The 16863-nt window shown below is 62.6% G+C and carries 17 protein-coding genes; 11 read left to right on the top strand and 6 right to left on the bottom strand.

Going from position 1 to position 16863, the window contains the following annotated elements; all coding sequences use genetic code 11:
• The first annotated feature begins 66 nt into the window (after positions 1-66).
• Positions 67-954, top strand: a complete 888-nt coding sequence (gcvA, locus tag ACF3ND_RS08160; RefSeq protein ID WP_394065577.1) for a transcriptional regulator GcvA — start codon at positions 67-69, stop codon at positions 952-954.
• Between the two features lie 27 nt (positions 955-981).
• On the opposite strand, the gene ACF3ND_RS08155 is transcribed toward gcvA, so the two are convergent.
• Positions 982-1767, bottom strand: a complete 786-nt coding sequence (locus ACF3ND_RS08155) for a hypothetical protein (protein ID WP_394065576.1) — start codon at positions 1765-1767, stop codon at positions 982-984.
• A 214-nt stretch (positions 1768-1981) separates the two neighbouring features.
• Here ACF3ND_RS08155 and ACF3ND_RS08150 point away from each other — a divergent pair, with 214 nt between their 5' ends.
• A complete protein-coding gene (locus ACF3ND_RS08150) occupies positions 1982-2311 on the top strand; it encodes a DHCW motif cupin fold protein (RefSeq protein WP_394065575.1) in 330 nt (109 codons plus the stop codon).
• A 292-nt stretch (positions 2312-2603) separates the two neighbouring features.
• Entirely contained in the window at positions 2604-4022 is a 1419-nt protein-coding gene (locus ACF3ND_RS08145) for a hypothetical protein (RefSeq protein WP_394065574.1), read from the top strand.
• 7 nt (positions 4023-4029) lie between these two features.
• Here the strand turns inward: ACF3ND_RS08145 and ACF3ND_RS08140 are convergent, their stop codons facing one another.
• Positions 4030-4446, bottom strand: a complete 417-nt coding sequence (locus tag ACF3ND_RS08140) for a GNAT family acetyltransferase (RefSeq protein ID WP_394065573.1) — start codon at positions 4444-4446, stop codon at positions 4030-4032.
• Positions 4447-4795: 349 nt separating this feature from the next.
• On the opposite strand from ACF3ND_RS08140, the gene ACF3ND_RS08135 reads away from it, so the two are divergent.
• Genes ACF3ND_RS08135 through ACF3ND_RS08125 form a run of 3 tightly spaced genes read left to right on the top strand, consistent with a single transcriptional unit; the run spans position 4796 to position 8274 of the window.
• The gene (locus ACF3ND_RS08135; RefSeq protein WP_394065572.1) at positions 4796-6139 is read left to right on the top strand and encodes a uracil-xanthine permease family protein; all 1344 of its coding nucleotides are present in this window, start codon (positions 4796-4798) and stop codon (positions 6137-6139) included.
• Between the two features lie 12 nt (positions 6140-6151).
• A complete protein-coding gene (locus tag ACF3ND_RS08130) occupies positions 6152-7570 on the top strand; it encodes an amidohydrolase family protein (RefSeq protein WP_394065571.1) in 1419 nt (472 codons plus the stop codon).
• Positions 7567-8274: a sulfite exporter TauE/SafE family protein gene (locus tag ACF3ND_RS08125; protein WP_394065570.1), complete on the top strand. Its 708-nt coding sequence runs from the start codon at positions 7567-7569 to the stop codon at positions 8272-8274. Before ACF3ND_RS08130 ends, ACF3ND_RS08125 begins: the two co-directional genes overlap by 4 nt.
• Here ACF3ND_RS08125 and ACF3ND_RS08120 read toward each other — a convergent pair.
• Positions 8271-9299: a LacI family DNA-binding transcriptional regulator gene (locus ACF3ND_RS08120; RefSeq protein ID WP_394065569.1), complete on the bottom strand. Its 1029-nt coding sequence runs from the start codon at positions 9297-9299 to the stop codon at positions 8271-8273. The genes ACF3ND_RS08125 and ACF3ND_RS08120 overlap by 4 nt on opposite strands.
• Positions 9300-9471: 172 nt before the next feature.
• On the opposite strand from ACF3ND_RS08120, the gene ACF3ND_RS08115 reads away from it, so the two are divergent.
• Positions 9472-9624 carry a hypothetical protein gene (locus ACF3ND_RS08115; protein ID WP_394065568.1) on the top strand — a complete coding sequence of 51 codons (153 nt, stop codon included), beginning with the start codon at positions 9472-9474 and terminating at the stop codon, positions 9622-9624.
• Between the two features lie 132 nt (positions 9625-9756).
• Here the strand turns inward: ACF3ND_RS08115 and ACF3ND_RS08110 are convergent, their stop codons facing one another.
• Positions 9757-11481: a methyl-accepting chemotaxis protein gene (locus ACF3ND_RS08110; RefSeq protein ID WP_394065567.1), complete on the bottom strand. Its 1725-nt coding sequence runs from the start codon at positions 11479-11481 to the stop codon at positions 9757-9759.
• A gap of 929 nt (positions 11482-12410) precedes the next feature.
• Here ACF3ND_RS08110 and ACF3ND_RS08105 point away from each other — a divergent pair.
• The 3 genes from ACF3ND_RS08105 (at position 12411) to ACF3ND_RS08095 (ending at position 14248) form a co-directional block, all read left to right on the top strand.
• Positions 12411-12581: a hypothetical protein gene (locus ACF3ND_RS08105; protein WP_394065566.1), complete on the top strand. Its 171-nt coding sequence runs from the start codon at positions 12411-12413 to the stop codon at positions 12579-12581.
• 476 nt (positions 12582-13057) lie between these two features.
• Entirely contained in the window at positions 13058-13726 is a 669-nt protein-coding gene (locus ACF3ND_RS08100; protein WP_394065565.1) for an SOS response-associated peptidase, read from the top strand.
• Between the two features lie 120 nt (positions 13727-13846).
• Entirely contained in the window at positions 13847-14248 is a 402-nt protein-coding gene (locus ACF3ND_RS08095; protein WP_394065564.1) for a GFA family protein, read from the top strand.
• A 110-nt stretch (positions 14249-14358) separates the two neighbouring features.
• Here ACF3ND_RS08095 and ACF3ND_RS08090 read toward each other — a convergent pair whose 3' ends face one another.
• Both ACF3ND_RS08090 and ACF3ND_RS08085 read right to left on the bottom strand, forming a co-directional pair.
• Positions 14359-14568, bottom strand: coding sequence for a hypothetical protein (locus ACF3ND_RS08090; RefSeq protein ID WP_394065563.1), 210 nt, complete (start codon positions 14566-14568; stop codon positions 14359-14361).
• A 408-nt stretch (positions 14569-14976) separates the two neighbouring features.
• Positions 14977-15822 carry a hypothetical protein gene (locus tag ACF3ND_RS08085; protein WP_394065562.1) on the bottom strand — a complete coding sequence of 282 codons (846 nt, stop codon included), beginning with the start codon at positions 15820-15822 and terminating at the stop codon, positions 14977-14979.
• 351 nt (positions 15823-16173) lie between these two features.
• On the opposite strand from ACF3ND_RS08085, the gene ACF3ND_RS08080 reads away from it, so the two are divergent.
• Positions 16174-16710: a GNAT family N-acetyltransferase gene (locus ACF3ND_RS08080; protein ID WP_394065561.1), complete on the top strand. Its 537-nt coding sequence runs from the start codon at positions 16174-16176 to the stop codon at positions 16708-16710.
• Positions 16711-16863: the final 153 nt, after the last annotated feature.

Here is a 16863-nt window from a genome sequence, read left to right as displayed (position 1 = left end):
AAAAACCTTCGGCGAATGCAATTGCCTTTAGAATAGCTAACAACCCGTCAAGCTTACCGAGCCGCCATGAAACGACGCCGCCTGCCCCCCTTGAATGCCGTGCGCGCCTTCGAGGCCGCCGCCCGTCACCTGAGCTTCACCGCCGCCGCGCAGGAACTGCACGTGACCCATTCCGCCATCAGCCAACAGGTCAAGCAACTGGAAACCTGGCTGGACATGCACCTGTTCATGCGCCAGAACAGCACCCTGGCCCTGACGGACAAGGGTCATGCCTACTTGCTGGAACTGCGCCAGGCGCTGGACACCATCGACATTGCCACCCAAGACCTGCAAAGCGCACGCCACAATGCCACCCTCACGCTCAGCGTGCTGCCCAACTTCGCCATGCATTGGCTGGTCCCGCGCCTGCCCTCCTTCCAGCAGCGGCATCCGGACATACGCTTGTGCCTGCTGTCAGGCACGCTGCCCCTGCAGCAGCTTTACGAATCCTGCGACCTGGCCGTCCGCCCCTACGGCCACGCGCCCGAATTCCAGTTCGACCATCTCTGCGGCGCCGACATGCTGCCCGTCATGAGCCCCGCCTTCATCCGGCGCCACGGCATACGCGAACCGGCGGACCTGCAGGCCGCGCCCAAGCTGCACATCACTCATTCACCGCAGGATTGGCCGCGCTGGCTGGGCTCCCTGGGTCTGCAGGACCGCCTGCCGCAGGAAGGCATGCTGTTCGATTCGCACGCCGTCGCCTTGCAGGCGGCCATGGCCGGACTGGGGGCGCTGATGGGACAGACGCCCTTCATCCAGGAAATGATAGAAAAAGGATGCTTGCAGGCGCCGTTCCCGCACCGCGTGCAGACGGAACGGACCTGGTATCTGGTGTCGCCCAAGGGGCGGCTGCCCCACAAGGCCGACTGCTTTCGCCGCTGGCTGCTGGAACAGGCTCGCGGCCCGGCATGAAGCCCTCCCGGGTGGCAAGGCCCGCCCTCAATATCGCGGCGGCTGGGCGTAGCCGCCCTTGGAATCGGCGGGGAAAGGATTGGGGGCGGCGGCGGGTTCATGGGTCCGCAGCTCATACAGCACGACCCCTATCACGCCGATATTGCGGGAATCGCCCGCCAGAGCATGGCTGGCATAAGCCCTGTCCTTGCCGGAAAAGCGAAAAGCGGCGACCTCGTCGGCGCTCTTTCGAAAGCCTTCGATGCGCAGGACCGCGCCGGGCTGCAGCATATAGCCGTTATTGCGCCGGCTGCCCGCCTGCCCCGACAGCACATCCAGGCCGTCTACGGTGGTGACGATCTCGTAAGGCGTGCTGCTGCGATTCTCATAGACCAGCACATAGCGCTCCCCGGCCTTGCCCGCCAGCTGGTAATTCTTTTGGCCGGGCGTGCTGTAGATGGGCAGGGGCAAGCCGCGCGCGTCCTGCACCGACCACTCCACATTGCCCCGATCCAGCAGGATGCTGCGCTGCGCGTCCAGCCCGCTTCCCAAAGTCTGGCGGATGCTGCGCTCATCGGAGTAGCGCAATTGCTGCAGATCCCGTTCCGGCTCGATGCGTTGAGCCTGGACGGTATAAATGCGCGACTCGCGTCCTTCGCCCCATTGCGTTCCCAATGTGGAGGCCGCCTGCGGCGCCATGCTTGGGGCCGCCGCGCCGACCGCCTGGCGTTCCGGCGCATGCGGCGTACTGCAGGCCGACAGGACGGCCGTCAGGCAGAGCAGGCTCCAGCGCTGTTTCCAGCGGCCGGCCAGGAATAGTTCGCGTGCGTTCATGTCCTTCCCCTTTGATGTTCCAACCATGCCATGGCGCCCAAGTCGACGCGCAGGCGCTAGTGTCCAATATGCGCGCCGCCCTGGATAGTCAGCAAATTTCAAAATTGAAATGGCTTGTATCTGCTTAGCCCACTGGGCACGCGGACAAAGGGCCGCTCAAGCCCTGCGACTTGGCCTATCATGCTGACATATCCGCAACTTAGGACACGCTCTGATGAACATCGCCAACCTGCCCTTCTGTACCGTCGACTGGTGCGCCATCGCGCCCACTGAACACAAAGGAGAACACGGCATGGCCTGGTGGCGCACGCAGCAATTCGGCCCCATACGCGTGCGCATGGTGGAGTACAGCCCCGGCTATCTGGCCGATCACTGGTGCGTCAAGGGGCATATGCTGCTGTGCCTGGAGGGCACGCTGGAGACGGAACTGCAAGACGGGCGGCGCTTCACCCTGCAGCCCGGGCAGTCCTATCATGTTGCCGACAACGCCGAGGCGCATCGCTCTTCCACTCTTACGGGTGCGCGGCTGTTCATCGTCGACTGAACACGCTGGCGGCGCCTATCCCAGGGCACGCTGACCGGATCGCGTCACAGCCTGCCCTGGCTCAAGCCGCATTGGGCTTTGCCGACGGCAGACGCCGTCCGGCCAGGGGATGTTCGTTGCCGCCCGGTCAGGGAATGTATCGACCAGCGCGTCTGCATCGGCTTTGCAGGCAACTGCAGCATCTGCTTACCGATCCCTTGCCGCGTCCCATTCCGCACCCGGGCCTGATCGCCTACACTGTCGGCGGTCCTGCGGCCGCCTCTTTTTCAAAAACAACAAACCATTCATTACCGTGAAGCCAGCCATCTTGTTTGCCGCCATCGTCGGCGCCCTTGCCGGCGCGGGCGGCGTCGCCCTGACCCACCTGCAACCTTTCTCTGCTCGCCCCGCGCACGAACTGCCTCGTCTGACCCTGGACCAAGGCGCATCGGGCGAATTGACCAGCCAGAGCCACCTGAACCTGAGCGACGGGCTGCGCAGCATGGCGTTCGAGCTCCAGGCCCAGGCAGGGCAGCTGATTTCCCTGACTGCCAGCGGCCCGCTGCAGTCGCAGATCAGCGTGCTGCGCGATGGGCGCCTGGTGGCGCGCAGACAAGCCTGCGAGTACTGCGACGACGAGCAGCAGAACCAGAATCGGGGCTCCACGCTGGGCTTGCGGATCGACCATACCGGTCCCTACGTGGTCGCCGTCAGCGGCATCGATGCCAGCGCCTACGGCCCCTTCCAGCTGACCGCCCGGGCCTTTCCGGCCTATACGGGCGATCCCCTGCAGCCGGGACAGAATCTGACGGACCTGGCCATGGGCAAACTCAAAGCCTACCGCTTGAATATTGTCGAGGACGGCTTGTACACCATCACCATGGACGCCGACCACGTCTCCCTGGATCCCTACTTGCGCCTGAGGGGCCCCGGCAAACGCAGCGAACGGCTGCGCCTCGAGGATGACGACAGCGGCGGGCGGCAGAATGCCCGGATCCGAGCCTACCTGAAGGCCGGCAGCTACATCCTGCACGCCACCTCCGCGACGGACATGTCCACCTTCCAGGGGCCCTTCACGCTGGGCGTCCAGCGCGAAGCCTTGCCGAAGAACCTGGACCTGAAAGACGGCGCCCGGCTGTCCCTGGACAAATTCTCCTACACCGGCCTGTTGACCGGAGCGGAACAGAATTTCACTGTCGCCCTTGAGCAGCCCACCCTGCTCACCCTGGAAATGGATGCACAAGGGGCCGGCGGCGGCTTTCACATGGGCCTGCATCAGTCCTCCACCAGCCGCAGCGATGATCAGATCCAGGTTCTGCGCGCCGTCGTCCCAGCAGGCACCCATACCGTCACCGTGCCTCAAGGCGCTTCTGGCGGCCTGTTTTCCCTGACCCTGGCCGGCGAGCCGGCGCCCGCGAACGCGGGCGGCGGACCGATAGCGGTCGGCGAACGCCGCCACGCCGTACTGCCGGCCGGCGTCAAGCGCGAAATCTACACTCTGGCGATCGAAGAAGAAGGCGAGTACCTGATCGACATGCGCTCGGAGGCGTTCGACAGCTACCTGGTGCTGAACCGGGACGGCCAGGACATCCATCAGGACGACGACAGCGGCGGCGGCTACGACGCCCGCCTGGAAGCCTTCCTCTTTCCCGGCGAATACCTCCTGCAAGCCGTGAGCCTGGACAACAACGACAGCCCGGCCGAATACGAGCTGCAGGTCCGCAGGAACTGAAGCCCGTTCAATCCGGGATCAAACGGCGCCCCAGGCAGACTACGTCGTCCTGCCGATAACCCAGGCGATGGTAGAAATCCAGCACCTGCCGGTTCGAGCTTCGGACCAGCAGGTTGACCTTGGGGCAGCCGCGCTCGCGCAGCCGTTCTTCTATCCGCTCCATCAAGGCCCTGCCGTACGAGCGCTGACGGTGGGATGGCGCCACCGCCAAGTAATAGACCCAAGCCCGATGCCCGTCGAATCCCGCCATCGCCGTGGCCATGACAGTGCCGTCCAGCTCGCCGATCAGAAACAGCTCGGGCTGCTCGCCCATTTTGCGCTCGATGTCCCGGACAGGGTCATTCCAAGGCCGGAGCAGGTCGCATTGCTTCCATAGCGCGATGACTGCTTCCTCATCCTGCGCGCGATAAGAGCGTATCTTCATGAGCTCTGCATCCTCATCAATCAATTAAAAGCAGCAGGTATCGGCAGAGCAGGCTGCCGCCCGCCCAGCCGCCGCGCATTTCGCCAGCGATGTTCTTCGTCGATTGGAACATCGTACCGGTTCGCCGGCCAGCCCCCCACGAAGCAATACCTCCTCTCTTGTTGCAAACGTGATAGTGACTATCACCGCGACCCAATGCCTGCTCGTTTAGCGAAACTTACACTACCAAAACGTTTTGGTTATCGATAAAATTCAAACCAAAACGTTTTTAACCAAGAACTTCAATGACAAGCCCACAAGGACCGCGCAGCGGCATTCCCAGGCGCAAGGCGCGGCGCAGGAGACAACTATGAAACACACGCAATGCGCGCAGGTGGACGAATTGCATTCGCCCCAGCGCATGATCGCCTTCGGGCTGCAGCATGTGCTGGTGATGACCGCTTCACCCATCGCCGCCGTTTTCCTGATGAGCAAGGCCCTGGGCCTTGACGCTTCCCTGACCACCCAACTGCTCAGCGCCACCTTCCTGGTATGCGGCATAGGCACGCTGATCCAGTCCTTCGGCCCCGGCGGGATAGGCGCGCGGCTGCCCTTCGTGATGCTGCCTGGCGGGGCGCCCATCGTCCTGTTCATCCTGATCGCGCAGCAAAGCGACTTGCCCACCGCTTCCGGCGCGGTGATCCTGGCCGCCGTGCTCTACTTCCTGATCGTCCCCATCTTCAAGCGCTTCCTGCGCTATTTCCCGGCCCTGGTCATCGGGACCATGCTGCTGCTGGTCGCCGTGAACTTGGCCCAGATCTCCGGCAAGCTGATCGCCGGCGCGCCCGGCACGCCGGAATTCGGCAATACCGACAACCTGCTGCTGGCCCTGGTGACGATCGCCGCCACCGTCTTGTTCGCGCGCCTGCTCCAGGGCATGTGCCGCCAGCTGGCCATACTGCTGGGCCTGATCGTCGGCGCTCTGGCCGCGGCGCTGATGGGCCACGTAACGATAGGCGATCCGGGCGCCGGCCCCCTGCTGGCCCTGCCCTCTCCTTTCCCCTTCGGTCCGCCGCGGTTCGACCTGGTCGCCGCCTTGCCGCTGCTGCTCTTCACGCTGATCTCCATGGTGGAGGCCACAGGCCAGACCATTGCGCTCAACGAAGTGCTGGGCAAGGAAAGCGAGGCCGAGCAGCAGCGCGAAGTACCCAACACCATACGCGGCGACGGCCTGGCCTCCCTGCTGGGCGGCATCTTCGGCACCTCCCTGATCATCACCAGCGGCGAGAACATCGGCATCATCCGCGCCACCCAGGTGCGCTCCCGCTACGTCACGGCCGTCTCGGGCCTGTTCCTGATCCTGTTCGGCATTTTCTCGCCCCTGTCCGCACTCATCAGCGTCATTCCCGGCGCGGTGATCGGCGCCACCGGCCTGGTCGTCTTCGCCATCGTGGGGACCATGGGCATAGACATGCTGCGCAAGGTGGACCTGCGCAATCATTCCGCCATGTACGTGGTGGCCACCGCACTGGCCGTGGGCCTGCTGCCCATCGTGGTGCCCGGCATCTACGACCAGCTGCCCTCCCAGTTGCGCCTGCTGCTGGCCAATGGCGTGGCCATGGGCGCCGTCACGGCCGCCGTGCTGAACTACCTGTTCGTCCATCTGGGCCGCGGCGCCGCCCAGCCTTCCGCCGCCCCCGCACCTCACCCTTGATCGAGCTTCACCATGACCATGTCCCCCGCATTTGAACCTGTCTCCCTGTCCCAGGCCCGGATTCTCGAACCCGACCATCTTCTGCTGCCCGAAGGGCCGGTGCGCGGCCACGCCGTGGTGATCGACGCCGGCCGCTTCGCCGACATCGGCCCGGCGCAGGACGTCATCGGGCGCCACCCCGGCCTGCAGCGCCTGGCCCTGCCCGGCCACCTGCTGATGCCCGGCTTCGTCGACGCCCACCACCACCTGACGCAGTCCTATGGCAAATCTCTTGTCTATGGCGAACCCTCCGAAATCTTCCGCCGCGTCTGGGTGCCCCTGGAGAGCACGCTGAACGCGCGCCATCTGTACGTGTCCTCCAAGCTGGCGGCCCTGGAAGCCCTGCGCGGCGGCTTCACCACCGTCTGCGACGCCGGTACGCGTTCAAGCGAAGGTCTGGACGCCATCGTCCAGGCCACGACGGACGCCGGCATACGCTGCGTGCTGGGATTGATCTGCAACGATCGCCAGGGCGACGCGCTGCTGGAGGCCGCCCCCATCCTGTCCCGGGCGCAGACCCATCTGCGCCAGTGGGAACATCACGACCTGATCACCCCCTCGCTGGCCATTTCCATACCCGAAGCGGCCAGCGACGCCATGCTCCATCGCATCTACGCCATGAGCGCGGAGGCCGGCCGCATATTCCAGACTCATGCCAACGAGCACCTGGTGGCAGTGGAGCGCTCCCTGAACGCGCATGGCCGCCGCCCCATCGAGCATCTGGCCCATATCGGCGCCCTGGGGCCGGCCGCCCTGCTGGCGCATGCCACCCTGGTCACGCCAGGCGAGCTGCGCCTGCTGGCCGACCTGGACGCCGCCGTCTCCTACAACCCGGTCGCCAGCGCCTGGAAAGGCAATGCGGTGGCGCCCGCGCAAGCCATGCTGGCCCAGGGCATACGGTTGGGCATGGGTACGGACGGCACCCGCAGCGATGCCTTCCGCATGATGGATTACGCCGAGGCCGCGCAACGCTTTGCTTTCGGCATGATGGTGGGCGACTCCTCCTGCGGCGCGGGCTGGACCTGGCTGGACATGGCCACCCGCGGCGGCGCCCAGGTATGCGGCCTTGGCGCACAGACCGGCCAGGTGCGCGTGGGCGCGCAGGCCGACTTCCTGCTGGTCGACCTGCGGGTGCCGGAGATGACGCCCTCGTGGGACCTGCCTTGGGAACTGGTGCGCGTGGCCGCGCGCGACCAGATACGCGCGGTGGTGGTCCAAGGGCGGCTGCGCCTGTGGGAAGGCCAGCCCGTGGACTGGGATCCTCAGCCCCTGCTGGACGAGGTGCGGGAGCTGGCCCGCCACGCCATCGCGCAGGCGGACATCCGCAAGCTCCATGCGCCGTCCACCGAACACCTGGCGCGGCGCGCTGAACGCGAGCAGGTCTTGGCATGACGGCTGGATTGTTCGCCGCCTTCGCGGCCGTGCTGGCCGGCGCCTTTATCCAGGGCGCCAGCGGCATGGGCTTCGCCCTGATCGTCGTTCCCGTGCTGGCCCTGGTCCACCCGCAGGCCATTCCCGGCGCGCTGCTGTTCCTGATGCTGCCCCTGAACGCCTATGTAGCTTGGCGGGAACGGAGCGCCGTCGACCGCCGCGGCACCGCCTGGATCACGGCGGGACGCTTTGTCGGTACCTTCGCCGGACTGGGCATTCTGCTGGTCCTGTCCACCTACTGGCTGAATCAGTTCGTCGGCATCAGCACGCTGCTGGCCGTGCTGGCCTCCGTGCTGGCGCCCAGCTTCACACCTGGCCGCAATGCCTTCATCGCCACGGGCCTGGTCACGGGCATCACGGAGACCGCCACCGGGATCGGCGGCCCGCCCCTGGCCCTGGTCTACCAGCACGCCCCGGTCGCCACCCTGCGCTCGACCGTGGCCCTGTGCTTTCTGGTCGGGGAAGTCATTTCAGTGGTGGTGCTGGGGCTGTCGGGCTCTCTGGCCTGGTCGCACCTGAGCTATGCCTTGCTGTGCGTACCCGCCCTGCTGCTGGGCATGGCGCTCAGCCATCTGGTGCATCATCGGCTGGACCAGCGCCGCCTGCGCCTGGGCGTGCTGCTGTTCGCCACGGTGTCGGGAATTGCCGTGATGGCGGCCGGCTAGGCGGCTGCCTGGGTGGAGGCGCGAGCCCTGAGTTCAGGCTCAGGGCCCGCCGCCCGCAAACGACTAGTATTGCCGGACAGGTGTTCGAAAAGCAGGTCCACCGCCAGGATGGCCACCTGCTCCAGGTGCAGGTCCACCGCCGTCAGCGCCGGTTCCGCCGTACGGGCCCGCAGGCCGTCATAGCGGGTCGCCACCATCACATCCTGCGGCACCTTTCGGCCGGCCTGCCGCAGGGCTGACAGGGCCCCTACGGCGAAGGCGTCCACCGGCACGCACAAGGCGTCCGTGTCCGGGTATCGGGCAAGCAGGGCCGCGCAGGCGGCCCGGCCGCCCTCCTCGCCCTGCGCCTCGTCCACCTCCGCATAACGCGGCGTCATGCCTCGCAAGGCCGCGAACGCGTCATAGACCTTCTTGTGGCTGGCGTAGGAATCCCGCGCCGCACTGCCCTGCACCAGGGCGATATGCCGGCGCCCCTGATCCCACAGATGTTCCAGCAACAGGCGCGCCGTTGCCGTGGACTGAAGATCCACAAAAGGGATCGTATCGGCCGTCCCGCCCTGGCGCCCGATGGACACCAGCGCCACGCCGCGCTCCTGCAGCAGTCGCACGTTGGGATCCTGAGCCAGCGGTTCGATCAGAATGGCGCCGTCGATGTCCAGTCCTTCCAGCAGGGCTTGCGCGCTCTCCAGCGGCGGAACAAACACCAGGGCCAGGCCGCGCCGCATGGCGGCTTCGGCGGCGATGCCGGCCACCTCCATCATGAAGCCCAGCCGCGACACGCCGCCCGACACGGCGAACGGCATGGACGACACCAGCGCAATGCTGTTGGCCGCTCCCGAGCGCAGCCGCTGCGCGCGGACATTAGGCCGGTAGCCCAGCTCCGCCGCCACTTGCTTGACCCGCGCCCGCGTTGCCGGATCGACCACGCCGCGGTCATTGAGCGCATGGGAAACCGTGGTCAGGGACACCCCCGCCGCCTTGGCGACGTCGCGGATGGTGATACGGCGGGAGATGGAAGAAGTCATGTCTGCTTGGGTCGAACAACAGGCAGCCGACGCGGCGGCTGGAAATACACGAATTACGCAAGGTGTCGTATTATCGCTGCTCCGTCGCCAGGCGTGCATTGTCCGCCGCCGCGTCCACGAGCCCAGGCGCCAAAAGCGCAATACCCGTCACTTTACCCCGCCGACCGGAATCATGCCCATTCTCGTCCTGTTGCCGCTCATCACCCTGCTGGCCATCGTCCTGGCCTGGCGCACCCAGGGCGCGAACCGCGCGCTCAGCCTCATCATCGCCGCGGCGGGCCTGGGCGCGAGCGTCTGGTACATGCAGGGCATCCCGGCGCTCTGAGCCGCGGCCGGCTCGTGCCGTGCTCGCCTCCATGCCCGCCGGGGCCCGGGTAGCCAATTCCGCGGCGAAATCGACAGGTGGGCCCGGAACAGCCCCGTCCCCGGCCCCATGCTTAACCTTGGCGCAGCAGGCTCAGAAGCTTTCCCAGTCCTCGTCCGGGGCTCCGGCAAGGGCGGGCGTGGCCGGCGTCGCCTTGGACATGGCGGACATCCTGGAAAGCCGTCCGTGGCCTGACTTGGCCAGGGCATAGGCCCGGGGAGCGCCTGCCTGGGCCTGGGCAGTCACGGCAGCAGCGGGCTTGGCGGCGCCCTCCTGCTGGGCGGCGATGCGAAAGACCGCCACGGCCTCGACCAATTGCTCCGCCTGATCCTTCAGGCTGGCGGCGGCCGCGGCGCTTTGCTCCACCAAGGCGGCGTTCTGCTGGATGGCCTGGTCGATCTGGGCGACGGCCTCGCCCACCTGGGCCACTCCCACGCTCTGCTCGTTGCTGGCAGCGCTGATCTCGCCCACGATGTCCGTCACCCGGCCTATGGCCTGCACCACCTGGTCCATGGTCTCTCCGGCCTTGTCCACAAGCGTCGAACCCTGCTCCACCCGTTCCACGCTGACGGTGATGAGCTGCTTGATCTCCTTGGCCGCCTCGGCGCTGCGCTGCGCCAAAGAACGCACCTCGCCGGCGACCACCGCAAAACCCTTGCCCTGCTCGCCGGCGCGCGCCGCCTCCACCGCGGCATTGAGCGCCAGGATGTTGGTCTGGAAAGCAATGCCGTCGATCACGCCGATGATATCGGCGATCTTGTGGCTGGAGTCATTGATTCCATGCATGGTCTCCACCACCTGGCTGACGACCGCGCCGCCCTGCGCCGCCACCGTGCTCGCCGTCAAGGCAAGCTGATTGGCCTGGCGCGCATTGTCGGCATTCTGGCGCACCGTCGCTCCCAGCTCCTCCATGGACGCAGCCGTCTCCTCCAGGGCGCTGGCCTGGCTTTCCGTGCGGGCGGACAAATCCTGATTTCCCTGCGCGATCTGCGCGCTGGCGGAGGCGACGCTTTCGGCATTGGCGCGCACCCCGGCGACCACCTGCCCCAGCCTGCCTTGCATATGCCGCAGCGCATCGAGCAGGGCCGCCGCTTCGTCCTTGCCGCTGCTGCGGATAGTTCGGGTCAGATCCCCTTCGGCGATCCGGCCCGCGCTGTCCACGGCCTGGCGCAAAGGCGTCGTCACCGAACGGCTCAACACAAAAGCGGCGCCAGCCCCGATGAGCAGGGCCGCCACCGTGACCGCGATCAGCACGACCTGGCTTTGAGCCGCTGCGGCGGCCGCCTCCACGCGAGCGTTCTCATAAAGCATCCGCTGGCGCTGCTCCAGCGCCAGCAAGGCTTGGCTGTAGGTCTGCGCCAAAGGTTTCAAGCGGCTCTCCAGCAGCGCCGACACGTCCTCTCCCGTCGCCTTGCGCTTGAACGCCTCGGCGCGGGGCGAACGATACGCTTCCCGGGCCTTGTCGATGTCCTGGAGCATACGCCGGCCCTCGTCGGACTGGATCAGACGCTCGACCGTTTTGCGCGCGTCCTGAACCGCTTCGGACGTCTTGTCCATTTCCGCCTGCCATTGCGCCAGATGGCTGCCATTGCTGTCGAGCAAGGCGGCGTAGGTCCGCACCCAGTTCAGATCGATGGCGTGGCGCCACTGCACCGCAGCCTGCAGGCGCTCATTGTCGGCACTGGTCAACTGCTCCGTGACATCGGCCAGGCTTTGCAGTCGCCAGATCCCGATGGAAGAAATGATCATTGTGATACAGAGCACCAGGCCAAACGCCAGACCAAGGCGACTGCCAACCTTCATGTTGCTGAGAAACATGCGCGTCTTTTTCCTTATTCACATCGTCATGAGCAAGACGCCGGGCAGCACGCGACTGGCACAGCCTGCTCATAAAATGATAAAAACAGCCCAAATTTGAAACTTAAGTATCATATTGTTATTTATTGCGTTATAAAACTGAAACATTGCAAACACCGGAGACCGTGTGGCAAACAGGCACACAAATGCCGCGCATCAGGCGCATCCAAGGGACAAGAGTCGGAATCGCCGCCCACACGCGCTCCCGGTCGGCGGCGCGTCCCGCGTCCCATGAAAAAGCCGCCTTGAAGGCGGCTTTTTCCGTCACAAGCCTACTTTCTCGCAGGCATGTAATCCTCGGGCTTGTCATGCTTGCTTGGAAAATCGCTGGGCCATCTCATTGGTTCCATATCAAACCCTCCTACATTTCCATCCCTACATTAATCACACGGCGAAACGCCTGCCATAGGCCGAACAGCTACCGCCCTGTACAAAATAATGACGGGACCACCGTAAATAGATCCGGCGCATATTAATGAGACCTCCCGCATCCGAAAAAAATCCCTGCCGAAGCCTAATAAGAGCGAGGCATGCGCGTACAAGATGAAACGCGCCTGCAAGCGCTCCTGGATCAGGACAAGCCGACGGCGTCGCACCGGAGGCACCACCGCCCCCTAAAGGAACGCGCTACGGCTACCGTAAAAAAATGAAGGCATTGGGCAACCATGCCGGTTCTCGCTTCTTCCCCGCCATGACCTGGCGCTTCGCTTGATGCAACACAAACACAAGAACCGCAGGCATTCAACTAGCGAGGTGCCCATCAGCATCGTTGCCGATTTGCACATGCGGCCCAATACGCTTTATGAACGTCGTTACCGGATTTGACGCTAAGGAACCATAAGCGCCACCCGGCCAACAGATGAAAAACCATAAATAAGAGGACAAACACCATGATGCGCAGCACTACAGCATTTGATGATCAATTTATTTTGCATCCTGATGATGAGTTGCAGACTCAAGCTTCCATGCCGATGGTCCGGGCCCAGCCGAGCGACGAACACCAGCGCGCGGGCAAAGCGTCTATGGAATGCAAAGCCAATAATTCCAAACGACAGTATTGACCTGTTCGACGGCAGTGCCATCGACGCGCTGCTGAATGCCACTCCGCTGCTGGCTATGACACCGGCCAGCCGGCCACCATAGCCCCCGCCCGCGAGGAGTCCTGTCAGTGACCGAGACCATCATAGCTATGCTTGCCATAACCGCAACAGATTGGAACCTGCCCAGCCCGGTGCCGGGGTTTCAATGGAAAAGATTTCCATTCTACGAAAGAACCACTCAATGGCAGGCAGCTACAGGAGGGCTGTTGCCGTTTATCCCGAAGCGGTCCAGCCTAAGGACGCGCTCTTTGGCCGCGTTTCATTCAACCCGCAGGCTTGGAGGAAATGAAACAACGTCCGCCGCCAGCCCATTCGCTCCAGATGGCGCCAATACGAGAGAATGACTCCGCCATATACAACAGGCCCGCAGCCGAAAGTTGACGCCTGGAATAAGCAGGCATACCGTTTAATACTAGCCCTTTACCAGGGAGAGCGTTATGTGTGGACGTTTCAGTCAGCGAGCCGCGGTCGAGACCTATGCAGCCAAGGCGGGATGGAAGCCCGCGCGGCTAGAAGTGGGAGACGGTCTGAAATACAACATTCCCCCGGGCGCCTGTCCCATCGTCCTGCACCGCTTGGGCAACGGCCACGACCAGGTCGACAGGCTGTTCTGGGGCTATAAGCCGCGCTGGTATTGGCGCGGGCCCGAAATCAACGCGCGCCTGGACAAGATCCTGAAAAAATCGCGGATGTGGCGCAGTTTGCTGAATCGACGCGTCATCGTCCCGGTGGACGGCTGGTTCGAATGGCCTGGAAATCAGAAACGGCGACAACCCTGGTACATACATGCCAAAGACGGGGAGCCGATTTTCTTCGCCGCAATCACGGCCTGGGATCCGGGGGAAAATTACGACGTCAAGCATGGTTTCGTCATCGTCACGGACGACGCCGTGGGCCCGATGCACGGGCGATACAAGCGCCGACCCATGGCGCTGACGCCCGACGCCGTACGCGAGTGGACCTCGCCCGATGTCAGCGTCGAAGCCGCCTTGGAGCTACTCTCGACGGCGCGGCCGGAAACGGCCTTTGAATGGCATCCCGTCACGCCGCAGATGAACAATGCAAAATACCAGGCGCCGAACGCCAATTACCAGATCGTGGACTGAGACTGCGGCAGCGCATCCTTCAAGCGCAGAATCAGCGCAGCGCCAGCCCTCCCTCCACGATCCTTGATGGACTGATGCGTCCCTATGCCATTGAACTCAGTCTTGGTCAGGAGCGTGCTGATGTATGAAGGAAGTTGCCTTTGCCAGGAGGTCCGCTACCGACTCACTCAAGAGCCGGGCGAATTTGGCTATTGTCATTGCGCAAGCTGCCGCAAGGCCAGCGGTTCGAGCCACGCAGCCAACGCACCGGTGAAACGCGAGCACTTTCATTTGCTTGAGGGTGCGGCCCTATTGCGAGAGTTCGAATCTTCGCCGGGAATGTTTCGGGCCTTCTGCTCCAACTGCGGTTCACCTATTTATGCGTTCCGGGCGGAGCGGCCGGAATTGCTGGGCATTCGGCTTGGCTCGCTGGACACGCCCTTTTTTAAACTGGCGAAAGAGCACAGGTACGTGGCCGAGAAAGCGCCTTGGGAAGTGATCACGGACCAGCTTCCACAGTACCCGGGCCCGCACACCGGCTAAAAACCGGCAAAAGCTTGAACCAGGAGCTGTCTGCCACGCAGCAAATGTTCAATACGCGGTACCAGGCATGACCTGTCAACCATCCATTTATCAACCGGCGGTACCGGACTTTAGCTATGACTCATGAGGAACTGCAGACGCTTGCCAGCCTGCTGCGCATTGACCAAGGTGTCATCACGGCCGCGAGCCTTGTTCTGGTCGAAGGCCAGCAGGTGGCTGACGCGGCTCGCGCCCACGGCGTCGACGCCGCCCTGCTCCAGCAAGCCGTCGCCAGTATCGTAGATGCAGAACTTCAAGTTCGCGCTACGTTCGTGTGCCACTCCCCTGGTTGTTGGGAAGTAGTCGTGGGCCATAACGACAGCCACCGAGCTCCTGGGCTGATCTCGCTTGACATTGATGATGAGGTTCGCCTGATATGCGCCAGAGTTGGCGTGATGGTGCCTGTACGGGTCACCCGGCTTCCCGGCACGCCCCGCGGCTACTACAGGGGCGTCGTGCTCGACCTGGAGCACTCGAGCATGCGTTATCGACGAGGCGACGGGGTCATGTTCAGCGACGACCAGGCCGTGCTGCCGGCAGGGGCTCGCCGCTCGCGACGGCCGATACCAGTGTGAACATTTGCTTTTCCAGGCTGGCAGCGGCTGCAGAAGCCAGGTGTGAAGCAGGCCTTGCGGCAGCGGAAGCTGAACGATGCGACCATGCTGTAGCCACAGCCAAATGGATGCCAATCAAATTCCGGCGAACACCGTGGCATCCGCAATCTCTTTCCGTATGGAGGACTCCATGGCCGACTTGCCGATTGCCTCCTCCGAAATTCGGTTTATTGCGTCCATCATCCATAGTGGCGACTGGTAATGCATGACGACATTCTCAACAAGGCGGGACAAATCGACCTGGATCGCCTGTCCGGTCCGGCTTGTTTCTCTCTCTATATCCACATTGGGATTATACAGAATCGCCCTGACCTCTTTTTCCGATTCGAAAGCACGTGACTTCTGCAAGAACAATGTGGCATTACCTTTTATGTCATGGATTGCACTTGATTTATCAACATACTTAACATCCTCCAGAATAATCTCATGATCGACAGGCAGAATCAGGGAGTCTTTAAGCCTGTCCACCGATGACAGCATCATGACAGATCCAGCTCCAGCCCCATAGGCTCTCCACATATCGACTCGCTCATGATCAAACCTGTTCCAGCACCATATATCCACCCAGGATGCCATTCTTTCCACATCTTTTGAATACCCGCTTTTCGGCCTTTCGCCAAAAAGACTCTGATATGAATCTTCTTTCCTAATGATATCTTTCTTGCTGTTTTCGGTTTTTTCCACCGAAGGCCAAAGATAGTCCATTGCCAAATCAAGAATTTCCGCTCCACCATTTCTTAAAAGCAGATCGCAAGGGCTCCACCTTCCTTCCAGTGGATCGCCTTCGTTGCCATTGACATTCCGAAGCCCCCTTATATTCGGAAAAAATGCATAGCCGAACTCCATCAAGTAAAAGAATTTCTCGAAGCTCATGTAGCGAGCCACCCGCGTATCCGACCTCAAGCTGGTAAGAAAAGACATGGACCTGATCCAGTATCAATGGTTTGAGTTCCACACATCACTGCGTGTTTGTGCATAGACCATGGCTGGCCATGACAGCCCCATCCGAACAGCCCCCGGTCCGGCGCATCAACCACAGCCACCTCCAGGATTTTGGGCAAGCCCAAACGGACTGATGCAGCGCCTCCGAGCGCTACAGCGAGGCCATCAATCCGCAGCCCTGCCGGGAAAGAAGTGATGGATGGGTTTGTCTGGGGCGGGCGGTAACAAATTTCATGCCCAAGCGCTCCGGGCCCTGCTTGGGAAAACTGGTCTGCCGATTGTTCAAGCCCGTTAGAATGACGGTTTTAATCGATCAACCAGCACTCCAGCATGAGAATCGAACCCGTTCCTGACTTAGCTTATCCCGGAGTATCACTTCGTCAGCTTGAACGCTCGGATGTGGACGACTGGTATGCATACCTGACATTACCTGCCGTGTTCGAGCACACGAGTTGGGATCTGCAATCCCGAGAGGAACTCTTGGCGATGTTTGACGAATTCGAGGCAAATGCGGCTCAATCCAGCCGGCGGCTGGCAATTGTAGAGAACACTGGCCAAAAACTGATAGGCACGATCGGATTCCATACCATCTCCAATGTGAACCGTACTGCAGAGATTTCTTATGATCTTTCCCCTGCGTACTGGGGTAAGGGAATCGCACGCACTGTATGCGACGCTGTCTCTGCGTGGTCATTTGAAACATACGGTTTTGTCCGCATCCAAGCTACGGTATTGCCCGACAATTCGCGTTCAGTACAAGTTCTACAGCGTTGCCGATATCAATATGAAGGTCTACTCAGATGCTTTCGCATGGTGCGCGGCACGCCCAGGGATTTTGCTTTGTACTCACGGCTCATGAGCGACTGAAGTGAAGCAGCGCCACTCTTTGACGCCAGCTCACAGCAAATGTCATAGGCTTGATTTTCGAACGGAACAGCAGCATTCCTTCGATATTGTTCTGACGAGTACCGAAGTACATCAAATCCGCAAACGCAGGCGCCGGAATCAAGAAAGCCGCCC

It is taken from the genome of Alcaligenes sp. WGS1538 (genome assembly GCF_043187505.1).
Taxonomy (GTDB): domain Bacteria; phylum Pseudomonadota; class Gammaproteobacteria; order Burkholderiales; family Burkholderiaceae_B; genus Alcaligenes.
This window is presented reverse-complemented; position numbering and strand designations above follow the sequence as displayed.

Bases quoted from the DNA above. Each gene is read 5' to 3' on its own strand.
- gcvA (WP_394065577.1), top strand. From the start codon at position 67: ATGAAACGACGCCGCCTGCCCCCCTTGAATGCCGTGCGCGCCTTCGAG.
- ACF3ND_RS08155 (WP_394065576.1), bottom strand. From the start codon at position 1,767: ATGAACGCACGCGAACTATTCCTGGCCGGCCGCTGGAAACAGCGCTGG.
- ACF3ND_RS08150 (WP_394065575.1), top strand. From the start codon at position 1,982: ATGAACATCGCCAACCTGCCCTTCTGTACCGTCGACTGGTGCGCCATC.
- ACF3ND_RS08140 (WP_394065573.1), bottom strand. From the start codon at position 4,446: ATGAAGATACGCTCTTATCGCGCGCAGGATGAGGAAGCAGTCATCGCG.
- ACF3ND_RS08135 (WP_394065572.1), top strand. From the start codon at position 4,796: ATGAAACACACGCAATGCGCGCAGGTGGACGAATTGCATTCGCCCCAG.
- ACF3ND_RS08130 (WP_394065571.1), top strand. From the start codon at position 6,152: ATGACCATGTCCCCCGCATTTGAACCTGTCTCCCTGTCCCAGGCCCGG.
- ACF3ND_RS08125 (WP_394065570.1), top strand. From the start codon at position 7,567: ATGACGGCTGGATTGTTCGCCGCCTTCGCGGCCGTGCTGGCCGGCGCC.
- ACF3ND_RS08120 (WP_394065569.1), bottom strand. From the start codon at position 9,299: ATGACTTCTTCCATCTCCCGCCGTATCACCATCCGCGACGTCGCCAAG.
- ACF3ND_RS08115 (WP_394065568.1), top strand. From the start codon at position 9,472: ATGCCCATTCTCGTCCTGTTGCCGCTCATCACCCTGCTGGCCATCGTC.
- ACF3ND_RS08110 (WP_394065567.1), bottom strand. From the start codon at position 11,481: ATGTTTCTCAGCAACATGAAGGTTGGCAGTCGCCTTGGTCTGGCGTTT.
- ACF3ND_RS08105 (WP_394065566.1), top strand. From the start codon at position 12,411: ATGATGCGCAGCACTACAGCATTTGATGATCAATTTATTTTGCATCCT.
- ACF3ND_RS08100 (WP_394065565.1), top strand. From the start codon at position 13,058: ATGTGTGGACGTTTCAGTCAGCGAGCCGCGGTCGAGACCTATGCAGCC.
- ACF3ND_RS08095 (WP_394065564.1), top strand. From the start codon at position 13,847: ATGTATGAAGGAAGTTGCCTTTGCCAGGAGGTCCGCTACCGACTCACT.
- ACF3ND_RS08085 (WP_394065562.1), bottom strand. From the start codon at position 15,822: ATGTCTTTTCTTACCAGCTTGAGGTCGGATACGCGGGTGGCTCGCTAC.
- ACF3ND_RS08080 (WP_394065561.1), top strand. From the start codon at position 16,174: ATGAGAATCGAACCCGTTCCTGACTTAGCTTATCCCGGAGTATCACTT.